The sequence below is a fragment of the Acidaminococcus fermentans genome (genome assembly GCF_009696675.1).
Lineage (GTDB): Bacteria > Bacillota > Negativicutes > Acidaminococcales > Acidaminococcaceae > Acidaminococcus.
The window spans coordinates 32,260-50,645 of sequence record NZ_VULN01000016.1; the positions used below are offsets into that span (position 1 = coordinate 32,260).

The window sequence follows — 18,386 nt, forward strand, 5'->3', positions numbered from 1 at the left end:
TACCGGTTTATTGTAGCATAACAGGGAGCAGGGGAAAACTGGGTTAACGTAAAAAGTAAGTGTCAACAAGTTCTCGGTAAAACCTTCATCACAGCATAGTTATTCATTCATGGGCCGAAAGTACAGAGTGAAGAGTACAGAACCGTAGGGGCCGCACGCCGGGCGGCCCGCCATCTGTAACATACTCTGACCTTGACGCTGTAAGGACTACCCGAAGTGGAGTCCATCACGACCGACCAGAGGGCAAAAAGCCTCTATACTCTTCCACCCGCGAATGCTCTCCGCCGGGAGGGCAGACCCGTTCGTCCCTGGCGGGAGGCTCACAGCCTATCGCCTTGCCCTGACGGTCAAAGGCAGCGGCTACGGACCAGGAAGCCGGACTCTATCGCCCGCGTGCTCCACCCCAGGAGCGACGACACCCGATGTTGTCCCGCCGACTCCTCCTGGGCCTGCCCTCCCGGCTCCCAAAGAATCGGCGTATACTCGTACAAAGTACCAGCAAGGCCGGAGGCCAAGTCCTTATCACCAGTTCAGTGCTGCTGCCAATGGTTTTCCAGAAAGGGAGCGACAATGAATATCGTTGATAAGGTGACTGGCCCAGGATATTGTCTAAGGGATAGAATGCTTGTCTGCGGAAGACCTTCTCCTATCTATAGTATTGGTGTCGCGACTTATACTATAAGATGAAGGTCTTCCTTTTTGCAAGTTTATAAGGGATTATTCATTTTACCGAGAACTATTTTACACTAAGACATAAAATAGGGGCTGTTGCCTATGCAGCAGCCCCTTAGTCGCGAATCGTGAGTCGCGGGCTTGTTGGTGCAGAATGGATTCCTGCTATAAAACAGGCTCTCTCTGCATTTTCTATTTTTCCTTACCCTCCTTTGCCTTGATCAGAAAAATCCCGGTATACCCGTAGATCAGGGCAAAAATCATGCTGCCGTAGCACAGGACGGCGTAGGGCATGTACTGAACAGTAGGAACCCCCAGGGTAGTAGCCATATAGGTGCCGGCCACGGACCAGGGCACAATGGGCACGGCACAGGTCCCGGCGTCTTCCAAGGTACGGGAAAGAGTTTCAGGGGCCAGCTTGAATTTCTTATAGAGATTCTGGAACATTTCCCCAGGAATCAGGATGGCCAGATAGGAACTCCCCGTCACAATGCTCATGAATAAGGTGGATCCCACCGTGGCAGCGATCAGGTTCCCCACGGAATTGATGGACGACTTCACCCGTTCCAAGATCACTTCGATGCAGCCTGCCTTGCTGAAGATCCCGGCAAAGGCGAAGGCGCAGAACACCAGCAGTACGGTTCCCATCATGCCCATGAGGCCGCCCCGGTTCAACAGAGTGTTGATGACTTTCAGGGTCTTGACTCCCCCAGCTACTGCCGGCAGCATGGAAACATTGAACCCTTTGACGAAAGCGTTCAGGGCCACTTTCAAGGTGAATCCCTGGAAAATCATGCCCATGGCCAGGGCAATGACAGAAGACAGGAGCAGCATGGGGATAGTGGGCTTTTTGGTATAGGCTCCCCAGAACACCAGTACCGGTGGCAGCAGCAGGATGGGATTGAAATGGTACAGGGCTTCCAAGTTGGACAGCATGGCAGTCACCTGTTCCGGATTGGACAGCGCGCTCACATTGGTGTTGAGGCCCAGGATCGTATAGACCACGATGCATGCAATGGAAGCGGCCCCCGTGGTATACATCATGCTGCGGATATGTCTGTAAAGGGTGGTCCCTGCTGCAATAGGAGCCAGGATGGTGGTATCGGACAAGGGGGACAATTTATCCCCAAACACAGCACCGGACAAAACAGCTCCAGCCGTGATATCCAAGGGCAGTCCCAGGGCAATGGCGATTCCCATGATGGCTACCCCGGCAGTCCCTGCAGAACCAAAGGACGTCCCAGTGAAAGTAGAAATCACTGCACAGACAAAAAAGGCAGTCACATATAAATAATGAGGATTGATGATCTGGATTCCATAATAGATCAGCAAGGGTATGGTTCCGGAGACCATCCAGCTGGCGATCATGCCGCCTACACAGACCATCACGAACAGAGATCCCAAGCTGCTGTGGATCTTATCGGTAATACCGGCCAGCATGTCTTCCCAGCCGTAGCCCACCCGTTTGGCAATCAGGGAGGCTACGAAAGCAGCCACAATCAAGAGGGCCTGGATGGGCAGGCCGAATTTTCCATAGCCCAGCCCCAGAAGAATCAGCATCCCCAAAAGAGGGGTTATGGCCTCTCCGAACGTAGGCTTCCGGATCAGTTTATTCTTCGTTTCTGCCATCTTATTTCTCCTTCTTTCTGGTAATGGTCATGGCACAGCCCTTTCCTTCCCCATCAGCAATGGTAGTGGGGAAATCGATGTCCACATTGGGGAAAGCCGCACAAATGGCATAATCGCAGTGGCCCAGCATATCCCGGCAGAACATCTTGATTTCTTCCGGCGCAAGCCCCAGTTCCTGGAGGGCTTCCACATGAGGACAATGATGGAAAATCTTCACCGCTTTGTCATCGTCCAACTCGGTGATTTCCTGCTGGAATACCTGGAGTCCGCCCCGGGAAGTCTGTCCCAGCAGGGCTTCTTTGGGCCCCACATTTTCGGCTCCGTATTTTTTGGCAATCTGCAGCCCCTGGTAATACCCGAAATCCCAGCTACCTTCCCGAATCACCCGGTTGGCATCCACTTCCGGATACAGTTCTTTCAGCTTCCGCCAGATGAAATAGATCTGCCGTGTCCGGTCCTTGTAGGCACCCAGGACAGCTTCCCGGAATTCTTCTGGTGTAGCAGGTTCATTGATCTGGCTTTTCTCCATAAAATCTGCAATTTCTTTTTGACTCATACAAATCTCCCCCTTATAGTGAATGTATACTATTATACATTAAATTCACGCTTCCATGTAAAATATTTTAAAATTTGCTTTTTCTGTTAACCATTGTCTGTTTTATGATCCTATTTGTAGGTATTCAGCTTCCAACAAAAAACGCCATTGCAGAAGGAACGTTCCCGTTCTTTCCCAATGGCGTTTTTCATTTACCCATCGTCGTCGGTCATCCATTCTTCCGCATCTTCGGTTCCCGGGTCCAGCAGACTGCCTGCATCAGGCAGATCACTGCCGCCACGGCTCCCATTCCGATCCAGAATACCGGTTCCACGTTCATCAGATTCATCATGGCAATCGCTCCTTTCATAAGTCGTTTATCGTTGGTCGTTCATTGTTCGTCGTTTTGGAAGGAACCCGCTCTCAGCGGGTTCCCTGAAGGGAAACGCAGCTGGCGCTGCTAACCCACCACCATTGCGCAGGCGCAACGGTCCCCCGCCCTTGCAAAGGGCGGATAGTGGATACGCGGGCCTTACGCCCTTGTACCCACAAAAAACAATGGGCACCAGCCCGAGCGTATATCCGCCCTTTTCAAGGGCGGGGGACCAGCCGCAAGGCTGGTGGTGGGTTAGCTGCCGCAGGGCAGCGTTTTCCTTCCATCAGCCGATTACGGAATCCCAATGGATTCGCCGCTTCCACGCCGATCCTGCTCTTCCCTCTTCACTCTTCCCTGTCACAGCAAACTCCCGTAATGCCGGATGTAGGCCTTCTTGATGCTGGTGGTCAGCAGCATATATCCGGCCACCACCAGCGCCAGGAACCCGAAATACATCCCTGGCAGGGGCAGGAATCCCAGATCCCTTCCCAGGGCCCCGGTAAAGGGCAGCAGGGTGCACAGGGCAATGCCGCTGCCGGTCATGGCAGTCAGAAGCGCCGACGCATGGCTCTGAACAAAAGGCAGTTTGGGCGTCCGGAGCATGTGGATCACCAGCGTCTGGGTCCACATGGATTCCACGAACCACCCGGCCTGGAACAGGGCCTCATAAGCATCCCGCAGGTTCATGCCGGCAAAGACTCCCTGCCCCACCACTGCATCGGCAGCAATGTGGTTGTAGGTGACCCCGCCAGAAAGCATCTGAGGACAGATCACAAAATACAGCACCAGATAGGTGATCCAGTCGAACACCGAGCTGGTGGGCCCCAGCCACAGCATGAAGCTGCCGATGCTGGAAGCATCCCAGTTCCGGGGCACCTTCAGATAATCCTCGTCCACATTGTCCCAGGGAATGGCAATGCAGGAAATTTCGTACAGCAGGTTCAAGATCAGCAGCTGGAGACTGCTCATGGGCAAAAACGGCAGCAGAGCGCTGGCCGCCAGCACCGAGAACATGTTCCCGAAGTTGGAAGAGGCAGTCATCTTGATGTATTTGATCATGTTGGCGTAGGTTTTCCGGCCTTCCACGATTCCTTCTTCCAGTACCATCAGGCTCTTTTCCAGCAGGATGATATCCGCACTTTCCTTGGCGATATCCACGGCACTGTCCACGGAAATCCCGATATCCGCCATCTTGAGAGCCGGGGCATCGTTGATCCCGTCTCCCATGAACCCCACCGTATGGCCTTTGGCCTGGAGAGCGCCCACCACCCGGGCCTTCTGGTCCGGAGACAGCTTGGCGAACACTGTGGTCCCTTCCACTTCTGCTGCCAACTGTCCGTCATCCATTTTTTCCAGGTCGCTGCCCAAAAGGATGTGTTCCACCGGCAGCCCCACCTGACGGCAGATGCACCGGGTGGTCTTTTCGTTGTCCCCGGTAAGCACCTTGGTAGTGACCCCATGGTCCTTTAGGGCCTGGATGGCCTGGCCGGCGCTTTCCTTGGGCGGATCCAGGAAGGCCAGGTACCCCATGAGCACCATGTCCCGTTCATCCTTGGACCCGAAAGCCCCTACCGGAGAAGGATTGATTTTCCGGGCCAGGGCGATCACCCGCATCCCCTCTTCATTCAGCCGGTCCGCTACCTGGCGGATTTTCCTCCGCAGGGCATCGGTGAGTTCCACCGTCCCTTCCGGCTGTTCCACCTGGCTGCAGATGGCCAGCATTTCTTCCACCGCCCCTTTGGTGATCATCTGGGTCCGTTTTTTGGGATCGATGACCACAACGGACAGTCTCCGCCGGGCAAAGTCAAAAGGCACCTCGTCCACCTTCCGGTAATTCTCCGACAGATCCACCAGCTTGGGGTCTGCCTTTTCCTCTTCTTCCGTTTTTTCAATAATGGCCCGATCCATAAAATTCTTGTACCCGGTCTGGAAATAGCTGTTCAGGTAAGCATACCGGAGCACCCGCTGACTGGACTGACCGTTGGGATCCAGATGGTATTCCAGAGCCACCTTGTCCTGGGTCAGGGTACCGGTCTTGTCCGTACACAGCACATCCATGGCCCCAAAGCTCTGGATGGAGTTCAGGCTCTTCACCACCGTCTTTTTTTCCGACATGGAAACGGCCCCTTTGGCCAGGCAGGTGGTAACGATCATGGGGAGCATTTCCGGCGTCAGCCCCACCGCCACAGAAATGGCGAACAGGAAGGCGGACACCCAGTCCCCTTTGGTAAATCCGTTGATGAAAAATACCAGGGGCACCATAGCCATCATGAACCGGATCAGTACCCAGGATACCGAGTTCACTCCTTTGGTGAAGTTGGTTTCCGGAGCCTCCTGGGCCATGGAGCTGGCCATGCTGCCGAACAGGGTGTGGTCCCCGATGCCCAGCACCAGACCGGTGGCGGAACCGGAAATCACATTGGTGCCCATAAAAGCCAGGTTGGACAGTTCCGTCACCGCTTTGTCCCCGCTGGCATCCACTTTATAAGGGACCTTCTCCTGAGGGGCGCTTTCCCCAGTCAGGGAAGCCTGGCTCACAAACAGGTCCTTGGCATCCAGGATCCGCAGATCCGCCGGTACCATATCACCAGTGGACAGCCACACCAGGTCTCCCACCGTCACGTCCTGGAGGGGAATTTCCTTCTTTTTGCCCCCGTCCCGGATCACCGTGCAGGTGGTGGTGATCAGTTCCAAAAGTTTCGCTGCCGCATCCCCGCTGCGGGTTTCCTGGACGAACCGGAGTACCCCGGAGATCAGCAGCAAAGTCAGGATGATGCATACCGTCACCGGGTTGAAATCATCCATGTTCCCGGAGCGCAGGGGCAGGATGATATCCGTTACCGTGGACACCCCCGCCAGCACAAACAGGATCACCGTAAAGGGATTCACAAAAGCTTCCACCAGACGGGCGGCCACGCTCTTCTTCTTTTCCCGGGTCACCTTGTTGGCTCCGTATCTGTCCCGGGAAGCCTCTGCCTGTTCTTCCGTCAGGCCGGAAGCCCCGGTACCGTACCGGGCCATCACATCGTTGGTTTCCAGGGCAGCTGCCTCCAGGAGCTTTGCCTGGGCTTCATGGGCCGCCAGCTGGAATTTTTTGTCCATATTTTCTTTTTTCATGTTCTCCTCCTAAAGAAATCCGGGGACCGTTTCCCCTCTTTAAGAGGCCGTCAGCTCAGAAACGCGCAGCAAAACCGGACCGGCACTGCCAGTCTGTGAAAATTCCGCTGCCCAAACCGTGAGGATGACTGCCTCCACCAGCACCGTCCATGCTTTGCCACCACCTTTCCAGGACTCAGATTCACATAACAGAAAAGCCGTCCGGGGGAAACCCGAACGGCACAAATGCAAAACACACTTCAGTGGAAACAGCTGCCAGCCGCTTTCACCGCCACCGTACGAGCTTCAACTCTACAGGGCGGTGTAACTGCATTATGCGGCGCCTTCTTGTTTGACGCAGCCTGTTCAGACCTACGCGGGATGTCTCCATCCTGTTGCGGCAGCAGTCCGTATCCCTGTAGGAGCCTTGCCTACCGGAACTATTCTGTTGATACCCATACTATAGCAATATGCAGGGATTTTGTCAAGGATGAAACAGAAAAAGGGCTGTTGCATGAGCAACAGCCCCCAATCGCAGGCTGCTTTGCAGCCCTTATCTTTTCTCTTTCGGCAGTACGATCTGCTTCGGTCCGGTTTCCGCACTTTCCGGCACCAGCACATCGTTGAAGCTGATGCTCCGGGTGTGGATGGTGTGGCTCCACACGTGTTCGTGCCGGTGCAGGAAGCCCAAAATGGTGATGGGCACCCAGCTGTAGAGCAGCAGCGGATAGAACAGGGTGTAGAACCAGGACTTGGGGGCCGCGTTGATCTTGAACAGGATAATGGCCGGGATCACGTACTGGGCCACCCCGATCACCTGCCACACATGGTAAGGCAGCAGGGCATAGAGCACATTGGTGTAAAAAGGCACAAAGTTGTAGATGGTGCTGCAGAGCACGAAGAAGGTGGAGATCAGCATGAAATAGGGCTGGAACACATCGATGACCCCATCCAGGATCACAATGTCCCGCTTCCGGATCCCTTCCTTCAGCAGCTTCCCCATGTACCGGCCTGCCACATCGAACTGGCCCTGGGCCCACCGCTTCCGCTGGTTCCAGGAAGCCTTGAAGGTCTGGGGCTTTTCGTCGTAGATGATGGCATCCTGGCACCAGGTGGTGGGGATCCCTTCCAGCAGGCACTTCATGGTGAATTCCATGTCTTCCGTCAGGCAGGTGGCTTTCCACCCGTACTTTTTCAGCACTTCCGTGGCAATCACCATGCCGGTGCCCCCGAACACGCTGGAGAGCCCGATGGTATACTTGGCCAGGTGCCATACATGGTTCACGATCCAGAAGTTGATGGCGAAGGTGCCGCTGACCCAGCTGTCGTTGGGGTTCTTCACGTCCAGATACCCCTGGATCAGCCGTTCCCCTTTGCAGAACCGGTTGTTCATTTCCTTCAGGAAGTCCGGGTGCACCAGGTTGTCCGCGTCGAAAATGGCCACCGCATCATACTGTCTGTCCAGGGCAAACAGCTGCCGGAACATCCATTCCAGGGCGAACCCCTTCCCCACTTCCTCCTGATTGAACCGTTCGTACACAATGGCCCCGGCTTTCCGGGCCACATCCGCCGTATGGTCCTTACAGTTGTCGGCGATGACGAAAATGTCATACAGTTCGTCGGGATACCGGAGCATATGGAGGTTCTCCACCAGCTCCCCGATGACTTTTTCTTCGTTGTGGGCGGCCACGATCACGGCAAAGGTAGTCTTGGGCGTCAGGATCTTCTTTTCTTTTTTCCGGGGCAAAATGCCAAAAAGGGAAATCACAAAATAATAGATGGTGAAAAAGACGATCAGCACTTGGAGGGGAACCATGATGATGTCAAAATACGTGCTCATAAAACCTCTTGTTTCCTCCTCTTACTTAAAGACGGCCTGTTTCCCCGTCACTTTCACATACACAGCATTGAGCACCCCGCACAGGGTATAGGTGAACATGATCACAAAAGGCCAGGCCTTCAGATCGCTGTACAATACCAGAGCCCCCAGGATGAAAGAAATGATCACCGGCACCCGGAACAGGGGATTCCCATGGCCCTTGAAATCCGGATACTTTACATCACTGTACATCAGGCAGGCCACAGCCACCGTCAGGAGGGAGGTGAGCACCGGGCCGATCTGCATGCCTCCCAGCACGAAGGTGACGATGACGCAGGCTCCCGCCGGCGCCGGCATCCCCTGGAAGTATCCGTGGATATCGCTGACATTCACGTTGAACCGGGCCAGCCGCATGGCCGCCCCGAAGGCAAAAAGACCGGAGATGATCATCCCCGCCACTCCCAGTTCATGGAGGGAATAGGTATAGATCAGCACCGAAGGTGCCATGCCGAAGGAACACACGTCACAGAGAGAATCCATCTCCACCCCGAAAGGTCCGCTGACCCCCAGAGCCCGGGCGGCACGGCCGTCACAGGAATCGGCCAGGATGGCCAGGATAATGAAGATGGCTGCCAGGGAAAAATCCTTTTCCATGGACAGATAAATGGAAATCAGTCCCAGCATCTGGCTCAGTCCGCTGATGCTGTTGGGGACCATGCGTTTGTAGTTCATTCTGCTTTCTGCCTCCCGATGATACTGATACCGCCCTGCACCTTGTCCCCTTTCCGGACCAGGATCTCCACAGAGCGGGGAACCACCAGTTCCGTACAGGAACCGAACTTGATCATGCCGTAGCAGTCACCCTGTTTCAGCCGGCTGCCCAGGCTGGTCCAGGAAACGATCCGCCGGGCCAGGATCCCGGCAATCTGGATCACCAGGATCCGGTTGGTGCCGTTGTCCAGGCCGATGGCCATCCGTTCGTTCACAATGGGTGCCGAATCCTTGAAAGCCGGTTCGTACCCCCCACAGGTGTAGCGCATGTACTTCACCAGCCCCGTCATGGGAGCCCGGTTGGTATGCACATTGAACACGGACAGGAAAATGGTCACTTTCTTGGCCGGTTCGTTGAGATATTCTTTATCGAAAAACTCCTCTACCCCCATCACCGTACCGTCCGCCGGAGAATACAGGATATCAGGATCCTGCTTCACATCCAGCACCCGGTTCCGGAAGAAGTAGCCAAAATAAATCATCAGGACCGCCGGGGGTACTGCAAAAACCGGACCGGCCACATAACCGGCCAGGATGGTCACGGCCAGCATGGTCCCGATAAAGGGATAGCCTTCCTTTACTATATGGTATTTGTATTTGGTCACATCTTCACCTCCACCCATCGTTTTATTATACCTTATCTCAGTTTCTTTGTCCAAATCTGTACGGCAAAAAACGGTGGAGTCCAGACCCTGTTATTTCCGGCCGTGTTTGGCTTCCAGTACCTTCACCACGAATTTCGGCAGGGCCATCATCCGTCCCAGGCGGCTGGGCTGCTTGTACAGCCGGAACAGCCACTCCAGGGAAGCTTCCTGCATCCATTTGGGCGCCCGTTCCATTTTCCCGGCCAGCACGTCGAAGCTGCCTCCCAGGCCCACCCGCAGGGCAGGCTTCAGGGCATCCCGGTGTTCTTCCAGCCAGAATTCCTGCTTGGGAGCCCCCAGGGCCGCGAACAGCACCTGGGCTCCGCTTGCGTTGATCTGCCGGATGATGTCCGGTTCATCGGCTTTGGTGAAGTAGCCGTTCCGGGTGCCCACGATCTGCACCCCCGGGGCGATTTCCGCCGCCTTGGCGGCCGCTGCTTCCGCAATTCCCGGAGCCGCCCCGAACAGGAAGAATTTCGTGCCTCTTCGGGCCCCGTCCTTCAAAAGCTCCAGGAACAGGTCGAAACCGGCCACCCGTTCCGGCACCTGGTTCCCCAGGGTCCGTCCGGCCCACACGGTGCCGGCCCCGTCCGCCAGGATCAGGTCCGTTTTGTCCAGCAGGGCCTTGTAGGCCGGCATCTGCTGGGCCATCATGATGATTTCCGCATTGGCGGTGACCACCTGGGTAGGCAGATCCCGGTCCACCCGTTCCATAAGCCACGCCACTGCTTCCGCCATGGAAAAAGGAGTCACCGGCACTCCCAGGATATCCACAGCAGGTTTCTTGTTGTCCATAAGTCCACCTCACTATATCCGCCCTTTTCAAGGGCGAAGGGCCAGCCGTTACTTTCACTCTTCTATATCCGCCCTTTTCAAGGGCGGGGACCAGCCGTTACTTTCACTCTTCTATATCCGCCCTTTTCAAGGGCGGGGGACCAGCCGCCAGGCTGGTGGTGGGTTAGCAGCCCCCGGCTGCGTTTCCCTTCACGGGAACCTGCTTCAGGCAGGTTCCTTCCTTTTCTCCTTAAATCGCCCGTGCCTCGCTGGGGACCTGGGTGAAGTTGATCCCCGGATTCCGTTCCAGGATCCAGTTCAGGTTCCATTCATTGGATACCAGCACCACCGGCCGTCCCAGCTTGTCGTACACCAGCATCCCGTTGTCCAGGCCCTTGATGTTCCGGATCAGTTCCGGATCATCCGCATAGACCCACCGGGCCACGGAATAAGGCAGCTGTTCCAGCAGCAGCTTGGCATTGTATTCGTTCAGCAGCCGGTATTCCAGTACTTCCAGCTGCAGCACGCCCACCACGCCGACCACGAAACTTTCCATCCCGATGTCCTTCTGCTTGAACACCTGGATGGCCCCTTCCTGGGCCAGCTGGACAATGCCCTTTTCAAACTGCTTCCGTTTCATGGAATCCTTGGGCTGGACCTTGGCGAAGATTTCCGGCGGGAAAATGGGGAAATCCTCGAACTGCACCGGGTGCTTCTCATTGCACAGGGTATCTCCGATGGTGAAGATCCCCGGGTCGAACACCCCGATGATATCCCCCGGGTAGGCCTTTTCCACAGTGGTCCGTTCCTGGGCCATGAACTGCTGGGGCTGGGCCAGTTTCACCGGTTTCTGTCCCTGGACATGCCATACGGTCATGCCCTTTTCGAACACCCCGGAGCAGATCCGCATAAAGGAAATCCGGTCCCGGTGGGCCGGGTTCATGTTGGCCTGGATCTTGAAGATGAAAGCGGTGAAGTCCTCGTCGGTGGGATTCACCACGCCCCCGTCCTTCAGTTTCCGGGGCTGGGGTTCCGGAGACAGTTCCAGGAATTTTTCCAGGAAGCTCCGTACCCCGAAGTTGGTCATGGCGGACCCGAAGAACATGGGCGTCAGTTCCCCGGCATCCACTTTGGCCAGATCGAATTCATCCCCGGCCATATCCAGCAGTTCGATATCATCCATCAGATTCTGGAGATTGGCTTCCCCGATGGCTTCCTTGATGGCAGGATCATCCAGGCTGCCGGTGGTGCTCTTCAGGATCTTGGATCCGTGGCTGCTGTCGTTGTCGAACAGTTCCACCTGCTTCTTCAGCCGGTCGTATACCCCGATGTAATGGCCGTCGGTGCCGATGGGCCAGTTGATGGGATAGGCGTTGATGTGGAGCACCTTTTCGATTTCGTCCATCAGGTCCATGGGGGCCCGGCCGTACCGGTCCAGTTTGTTCACAAAGGTGAAGATGGGCAGCTTCCGCCGGTGGCACACCCAGAACAGCTTCTTGGTCTGGGGTTCCACCCCTTTGGCTGCGTCGATGAGCATCACCGCGCTGTCGGCGGCGATCAGGGTCCGGTAGGTGTCTTCCGAAAAGTCCTGGTGCCCGGGGGTATCCAGGATATTCACCCGGTACCCGTCATAATCGAACTGGAGTACCGAAGAGGTTACGGAAATCCCTCTCTGCTTTTCGATTTCCATCCAGTCGGACACCGCATGCTTGTTGGCCTTCCGGGATTTGACGGAACCGGCCAGATGGATGGCCCCTCCGTACAGCAGCAGTTTTTCCGTCAGTGTGGTCTTCCCGGCATCCGGGTGGGAAATAATGGCAAAGGTTCTTCGTTTGGCAATCTTCTCCTGCAGCTCAGACATGCAAGGTATTCCTCCAATCCTCAATTACAGATGGTCCAGATTCTTCCATTGTACATTATACCATGGGCAGCCGGGACCGGTCACGGACCGTCCCGGTTCTTTTGCATATGAAAAAACGCCACAAAGCTGACCTTTGTGGCGTTCCGTTCAATTAAATGGTCGGAGCGGCGAGATTCGAACTCACGACCTCTTCCACCCCAAGGAAGCGCGCTACCAAACTGCGCTACGCCCCGAACACAAGAATGATTATACGGCATAGAAGGGAAATCGTCAAGCACTTTTTGCAACTTTTTTTATATTTTTTCTGATTCCCGTTTTTTGGGAAAAATACTGAATTTTTTGAGACAGCCGGACGGTTCTCCTGTATAATAGGAAACAGCCAGTCAATCAACCTAAACAACCTTAAAGGAGTCATCACCTTGCAGAATACAGAAACCCGGGGCCGTCTCCTGGCCCTGTTCACCGTCATCATCTGGGGCACCACTTTCGTATCCACCAAAGTCCTGCTTACCGGCTTCACTCCCCTGGAGATTTTGTTCTTCCGGTTTGTGCTGGGGCTGGTGTTCCTTTTTGTGCTGTGTCCCCACAAGCTGCCCAAACGGACCTTCGACCAGGAAAAGACCCTGGCCGCCGCCGGGCTCTGCGGCATCTGCCTCTATTATTTGCTGGAAAACATCGCCCTTACCTATACCATGGCCTCCAATGTGGGGGTGATCATCTGCGTGGCCCCTTTTTTCACCGCCCTGGTGAACCACCTGTTCATGAAGCAGCGGGAGCCCATCCGCCGGAACTTCTTCATCGGATTCCTGGTGTCCATGGCCGGGATCTGCCTGATCAGTTTCAACGGCACCAGCCTCCATTTCAGCCCGGTGGGAGATCTCCTGTCGGTTTTGGCAGCAGTGGTCTGGTCCTTTTACTCCAATCTGGTGAAAAAAATCAGCAGCTGGGGATGGAACACCATCCTGACCACCCGGCGGGTGTTCGCCTATGGGATCCTGTTCATGATCCCCGCCCTGGGGGTTCTTCCCTTCCGGCTGGACCTGGAACGCCTTTGCAATCCGGTGTGGCTGGGGAACCTGCTGTTTCTGGGACTGGGAGCCTCCGCCATCTGCTTCGTTACCTGGAACGGAGCAGTGAAGCTTTTGGGAGCCGTAAAGACCAGCGTATTCATCTACCTGGCCCCGGTAGTCACCGTAATCCTCTCCGCTCTGATTCTCCACGAAACCATCACCCCTCTGGCAGTGGCAGGGACCCTGCTGACCCTGAGCGGGCTGGTTTTTTCCAGTAAAAGATAGGGGCTGCCGAAGCAGCCCCTGTCAGCAGTCAGCGGTCAACGGTCAGCCACCGAAAGAAAAAATTGCAGGCAATTTTTTTGAAGGAAAACGCCGCTGCCGCGGCTAACCCACCACCCATGCTGCGCATGGATACCCCCGCCCTTGTAAAGGGCGGATAGTGATACCGGGCACAGCCCGGGTATCACAAGGCAATAGGACACCAACCCGTCTCTCTATATCCGCCCTTTTCAAGGGCGGGGGACCAGCCGCCAGGCTGGTGGTGGGTTAGCAGCCAAAGGCTGCGTCTCTTGTCAAAGAAACCCGCCAACCGCGGGTTTCTTCCTTCGGCCATTGACAATTGACCATTGACCGCTGACAAAAAATGAGGCCACTGTACAGAACGTACAGTGGCCTCATTTTTTCTTACCTGATAAAATTCGTCATCACTTTCGCCGGTTTGGCCGGTTCTTCCACTCCTGCTTTTTTCCCTGCTTCCAGGCACTTCAGCAGCCAGGCCATGTTCTTGCCCAGGGTTTCCATGATCTGGACCCCTTCTTTGTCCTGAAGCACTTCTTCCGGCGTGTTCCCGTGGACCATGTTCCAGTAGTTGGAAGACACCACCGGCATTTCGTTGTACATCAGGTACTTGTTCAGCACATCCAGGGTGGTGCTGGTGCCGGCTCTCCGGGCAGAGGCAATGGCCGCAGCCGGTTTGTGCCGCAGGTCAGCTCCGGCCACCCCGGCAAACCGGTCCAGGAACACCTGGATTTCCCCGGTGGGAGAAGCATAGTACACAGGGGAACCGAATACGAAGCCATCTGCCTCTTTGGCCTTGGCCGCGGCTTCCTTCACCAGGTCGTCCAGTTTCCCGTTCACTGCATTCAGACCCACATAGATGATTTCCGTATCGATCCCGGCCTTTTCCAGTTCCTTGGCAACAAGAGAAAGGGCCGTGTAGGTGCAGCCCTTTTCCCGACGGCTGCCATTAAAGAGCAAAACTTTCATTTCATACGTCTCCTTTGAAATGTAATATTTTATGATACATTCGTATTATACCACGACCGGTCAACATCCCGGGGTGAGACATCAGACCCGGCCCTACTGCTTCCTTACCACACAGCTCAGGGCGATGAGCCCGGCTCCCAGGAAAAATTCCTGCTGCACCAGGGCGATGCAGCCGAACCCCAGGATCACATTGGCAATGACTCTCCTGTCCATGGCCGCCTCACAGGCGCCGCACTGCCGCCGCTGCCAGAAGGCACCGTTCATACAGGGATTCCACCTGGGCATATTCCTGATCTGTATGGGACCCGGCGCCCCGCACCCCCATGCCGCAAAGGGTGGGGATTCCCAGGCCCACGGTGATTCCCGCATCGGACAGGCCGCCCACCTGGATGCCCCGGGGTTTCCCCAGGCCCAGGGCCTCTCCGGTCTTTGCCACATGGTCGTACAGCTTCAGGACCCCGTCAGTGGTCTCCATGCAGGCCATTACCCGGCTGGTGTCCAGTTCCGCACTGGTCCCTTCCACCGTGCACTCCTCCGTCACCTGCCGGAGCAGAGCAAAGATTTCGTCCCCGATGGCCTGGTTCCGGTACCGGATGCCGATGCGGATTTTGCAGTAGTCCGGGATGGTGTTTTCCCCGATGCCTCCTTCCACAGCTCCGCAGTTGATCAGTTTCCCCCGGGGAATGTCATTGGCAGCCTCCAGTTTCACAATCTTGTGAGCCGCTTCCAGCACAGCCGACCGTCCCTTTTCCGGGGCACTGCCTGAATGAGCCGCCACCCCGTGGACCGTAATGGATACAGGCCCGCCCCCGTACCGGCCGATCACCAGGCTGTCCTCCACCGGCCCCGGTTCAAAATTCAGGGCAGCCGCCGCTCCAGCCGCTTCCCGGGCAATCAGAGTCTTGGCATTGGAGAACATGTGAAGGGTCTCTTCGTCCGGGATCCCCAGGAACCGGATGGGTCTTTTGTTCCAGCCAATGGACTGGAGAGCCTTCAGGGCATAAAGGCCGATCACCAGCCCCGCCTTCATATCCAGCACCCCGGGTCCGTGGGCATTGCCCTCTTCATCCACCCGGAAGGGATTTTTTGCCGCTGCTCCGGCCGGGAACACCGTATCCATATGGCCCATGAACACCACCGGCGGTTCCGGGGAACCCGGATTCCAGTCCCCTACGATCAGGTCCCCGGCCTGTTCCACCTTCACCCGGCGCACAAAGGCCCCTGCCTGTTCCAGTTCCCCCTGGAGGATATCCCCCACCTGGTTCACCCCGTCCAGCTGTTTGGGGCCGCTTTCCGTGTTGACGAATTTCGCCCACAGGTTCAGCATCTCCAGCCGCTTTCCCTCAATATATTCCTTCAATTGCAGATCCAGTCCATCCATATCCCTACACTCCTTCTACAGAATATTCACCACAAAGCCTGCCAGCACCACGGAAGTGATGGTCACCGTCACGAATCCAGCCACCAGCATCTTGGGCAGCAGGAAGTTCAGGAGAGCCTTCCGCTGTTCTTCCGTTTCCCCCATGGCCGTGGACACTTCCTGGGAAATCAGCATGGTGGTGGGGAACCCGAAGGTGCAGGTGATCCCCAGGGACACCGCCAGGGTAAAGGGCATCCGGAACAGACGGCTGCACAGAGCCGCCGCCACACACAGACCGGCCACCCCCAGCACCGCCGACCACAAAAGAGGAGGCAGCACCGACAGCACCTGCTGGGGCGTGGTGGCCCCCAGGTTGGAAAAGATCACGATGGTCACAAAAAAGATGATCAGGCCGCTGGACTGGGTCTTGCCCAGGATTCCCTTGTCCAGGAACCCCAGGGCAAAGAACACCGTTCCCAGGATCAGGCACATGACCAGATAATGGACATGGCCCCCGGTGAGCTTCGCTGCATAGAAGGACAGGGTGGCCACCAGACCCAGTTTGGCCAGGTACACCGAAGGCTTGTCCAGCACCGAAGGCAGGGCCAGAGGCTTCTTTTGGGCCGCCTGGGCTGCTGCTTCCGCCTCCTCACAGTGCCGGCGGACGAAAGCCTCATCTTCCCGCAGCTGCCGGGCCAGGCGCCGGAGGGCCACTGAAGCAATGGGGATCCCGAAGAACTTTTGGGTCACCAGGAGCACCAGACAGAAGGTCCCCACATAGGCCAACCCCTTCTCCTTGGCCGCTGCCAGCATAATCAGGGTGGCCGCATTGCCTCCGGCAAAAATGGGAGAACCGGCAATGGCGATCTTGGGATCCATCACAAACCCGCCCAAAAGGATAATGGCCGCTACTGCAAACACCACACAGAGCACGGAAGTGACCACCACCTTCCATTCCTGCTTCAGTTCCGCAAAGTCGATGGTGGTCCCCATGGAGACGATCAGCATCCCCACCACCCCCATGCCGATGCCAGAAACCTGGGCATCCTTGATGATGGTCTGGGGCAGGATCCCCGACCAGAACCCCGCCAGCAGGATCACCGAAATCCCCAGCACCGTGGAAAGGATCGCCCGGGTTTTCATGGCGATCAGTTCACTGACCGCATAAATGCAAAAAAGCACCGTCAAAGAAACAATACTGCCCATAATCCCCCTCATTTCTCATACCATAAATAAAACTTTATTGCGGTAAATTGTAAGCATGTGGCTATTATAACGCATTTTTGTACTTTGGAAAAGGCCGCCGGACAATTCGGCGGCCTTTTGGGTTCATCGTTGGTCGTTCGTCGTGAGTCGTTTCGGATGCCAGATGCTCACGCATCTGCCTTTGAACATGAAAAACCGGCGGCCGGGATGGGCTTCCCTGCAGGCAGCCCCTACACGTTGGGGTCAGAGATGGAACAGAAAATCAGAGAAACGGGGTCTTCAAAAAATCCGTTCCTGTGACCGTTGTATCCAACATCCGACCCCAACGCCGTAGGGGCGAGCCGCAGGCACGCCCATCCCGGCCTGCGCTTTTTATACGTTCCCAGGAACCCACCCGGCGGGTTCCCTCCTGCCGCTAGAGACTAGTGACTAGTGACTGTCAGCTCATGACCATCTGCCCCCGGCAGATGGTCTCTGTCTGCGTGAGACAGAAAAACGGCTCTGCCGCTTTTCATTTCTCGTCCATCCCCATCAAATATGATAAAATTAACAATATAGAAATCATATTCTTTAGCTAAAATACCACATCCCCATGACCGTTGAAATGAAAAAGGAGGCGGAAACCATGTGCGGTATCGGACACGCCATTGCAAGAAAGAACCTGGAAAAGGGTATGGAACAAGGTATGGAACAAGGCCTGGCAAAAGGTCTTGAAAAAGGCCGTTTCGAAGGCCGTCAGGAAGAACGGGAATCCAACATTATTGCCATGCTGAAAGAAAAGATCCCCATGGAGACCATTTCCCGGATCACCCATTACTCTCTGGACCAGATCCAAAAACTTGGAAAATTGCATGGATTGCTGTAGGTTGGAAAACGCCCCGGGCGTTTTCCTTCCCAATGATAAGGCCGCCGAAAAATCCGGCGGTCTTTTGGTGTATCGTTGGTCGTTTCGGATGCCAGATGCTCACGCATCTGCCTTTGAACATGAAACCCGGCGGCCGGGATGGGCTTCCCTGCGGGCAGCCCCTACCACGTTGGGATCGGAGATGCAACAGAAAATCAGAGAAACGGGGTTGTCAAAAAATCCGTTCCTCTGACCGTTGTTACCAACATCCGACCCCAACGGCGTAGGGGCGAGCCGCAGGCACGCCCATCCCGGCCTGCGCTTTTTATACGTTCCCAGGAACCCACCCGGCGGGTTCCCTCCTGCCGCTAGAGACTAGTGACTAGTGACTGTCGAAAGGTGTATCATATATTTAGACAGTATGAAGCGAGACTTTCTTGGAGAAAGGAGCGTCTTTTATGAAGAGTCTAAAAATGTACACCAGGGATTTCAAAATCCAGGTATGCAAGCTTGTTTTGGA

At 55.8% G+C, this 18,386-nt stretch carries 15 protein-coding genes, 1 tRNA gene and 1 riboswitch; of the genes, 2 read left to right on the forward strand and 14 right to left on the reverse strand.

Annotated elements, in window-relative coordinates; translation table 11 throughout:
* Positions 1–864: 864 nt before the first annotated feature.
* The 10 genes from nhaC to FX155_RS10155 all read right to left on the reverse strand — a co-directional run bounded on the left by nhaC (position 865) and on the right by FX155_RS10155 (position 12,410).
* Positions 865–2,301 (reverse strand): Na+/H+ antiporter NhaC, encoded by a 1,437-nt coding sequence (nhaC, locus tag FX155_RS10115; RefSeq protein WP_154488594.1) that lies wholly within the window; start codon positions 2,299–2,301, stop codon positions 865–867.
* A 1-nt stretch (position 2,302) separates the two neighbouring features.
* Positions 2,303–2,857 carry an L-2-amino-thiazoline-4-carboxylic acid hydrolase gene (locus FX155_RS10120; RefSeq protein WP_154488595.1) on the reverse strand — a complete coding sequence of 185 codons (555 nt, stop codon included), beginning with the start codon at positions 2,855–2,857 and terminating at the stop codon, positions 2,303–2,305.
* A 208-nt stretch (positions 2,858–3,065) separates the two neighbouring features.
* Complete coding sequence (locus FX155_RS11650) at positions 3,066–3,188, reverse strand: hypothetical protein (protein WP_022486633.1); 123 nt, start codon at positions 3,186–3,188, stop codon at positions 3,066–3,068.
* A 381-nt stretch (positions 3,189–3,569) separates the two neighbouring features.
* Entirely contained in the window at positions 3,570–6,329 is a 2,760-nt protein-coding gene (gene mgtA, locus FX155_RS10125; protein ID WP_154488596.1) for a magnesium-translocating P-type ATPase, read from the reverse strand.
* Between the two features lie 263 nt (positions 6,330–6,592).
* Positions 6,593–6,754, reverse strand: a riboswitch (M-box (ykoK) riboswitch).
* A 107-nt stretch (positions 6,755–6,861) separates the two neighbouring features.
* Positions 6,862–8,148 (reverse strand): glycosyltransferase family 2 protein, encoded by a 1,287-nt coding sequence (locus FX155_RS10130; protein ID WP_154488597.1) that lies wholly within the window; start codon positions 8,146–8,148, stop codon positions 6,862–6,864.
* A 21-nt stretch (positions 8,149–8,169) separates the two neighbouring features.
* Positions 8,170–8,859 carry a CDP-diacylglycerol--serine O-phosphatidyltransferase gene (gene pssA, locus FX155_RS10135; RefSeq protein WP_022487745.1) on the reverse strand — a complete coding sequence of 230 codons (690 nt, stop codon included), beginning with the start codon at positions 8,857–8,859 and terminating at the stop codon, positions 8,170–8,172.
* Positions 8,856–9,503: a phosphatidylserine decarboxylase gene (locus FX155_RS10140; protein ID WP_022487746.1), complete on the reverse strand. Its 648-nt coding sequence runs from the start codon at positions 9,501–9,503 to the stop codon at positions 8,856–8,858. Before FX155_RS10140 ends, pssA begins: the two co-directional genes overlap by 4 nt.
* Before the next feature lie 90 nt (positions 9,504–9,593).
* Complete coding sequence (locus tag FX155_RS10145) at positions 9,594–10,337, reverse strand: WecB/TagA/CpsF family glycosyltransferase (protein ID WP_154488599.1); 744 nt, start codon at positions 10,335–10,337, stop codon at positions 9,594–9,596.
* Positions 10,338–10,566: 229 nt separating this feature from the next.
* The gene (locus tag FX155_RS10150) at positions 10,567–12,177 is read right to left on the reverse strand and encodes a peptide chain release factor 3 (protein WP_154488600.1); all 1,611 of its coding nucleotides are present in this window, start codon (positions 12,175–12,177) and stop codon (positions 10,567–10,569) included.
* A 156-nt stretch (positions 12,178–12,333) separates the two neighbouring features.
* Positions 12,334–12,410, reverse strand: a tRNA-Pro gene (locus FX155_RS10155).
* Positions 12,411–12,596: 186 nt separating this feature from the next.
* Here FX155_RS10155 and FX155_RS10160 point away from each other — a divergent pair.
* Positions 12,597–13,472 (forward strand): DMT family transporter, encoded by an 876-nt coding sequence (locus FX155_RS10160; protein WP_154488601.1) that lies wholly within the window; start codon positions 12,597–12,599, stop codon positions 13,470–13,472.
* Between the two features lie 402 nt (positions 13,473–13,874).
* Here FX155_RS10160 and FX155_RS10165 read toward each other — a convergent pair whose 3' ends face one another.
* The 4 genes from FX155_RS10165 to FX155_RS10180 form a co-directional block, all read right to left on the reverse strand.
* Positions 13,875–14,456 (reverse strand): flavodoxin family protein, encoded by a 582-nt coding sequence (locus FX155_RS10165; protein WP_022487106.1) that lies wholly within the window; start codon positions 14,454–14,456, stop codon positions 13,875–13,877.
* A gap of 93 nt (positions 14,457–14,549) precedes the next feature.
* Entirely contained in the window at positions 14,550–14,720 is a 171-nt protein-coding gene (locus FX155_RS10170; protein WP_022487107.1) for a hypothetical protein, read from the reverse strand.
* Positions 14,677–15,837 (reverse strand): M20/M25/M40 family metallo-hydrolase, encoded by a 1,161-nt coding sequence (locus FX155_RS10175; RefSeq protein WP_154488602.1) that lies wholly within the window; start codon positions 15,835–15,837, stop codon positions 14,677–14,679. Before FX155_RS10175 ends, FX155_RS10170 begins: the two co-directional genes overlap by 44 nt.
* 15 nt (positions 15,838–15,852) lie before the next feature.
* Entirely contained in the window at positions 15,853–17,022 is a 1,170-nt protein-coding gene (locus FX155_RS10180) for a hypothetical protein (protein WP_154488603.1), read from the reverse strand.
* A gap of 625 nt (positions 17,023–17,647) precedes the next feature.
* On the opposite strand from FX155_RS10180, the gene FX155_RS10185 reads away from it, so the two are divergent.
* Positions 17,648–17,887 carry a hypothetical protein gene (locus FX155_RS10185; RefSeq protein WP_195839653.1) on the forward strand — a complete coding sequence of 80 codons (240 nt, stop codon included), beginning with the start codon at positions 17,648–17,650 and terminating at the stop codon, positions 17,885–17,887.
* Positions 17,888–18,386: the final 499 nt, after the last annotated feature.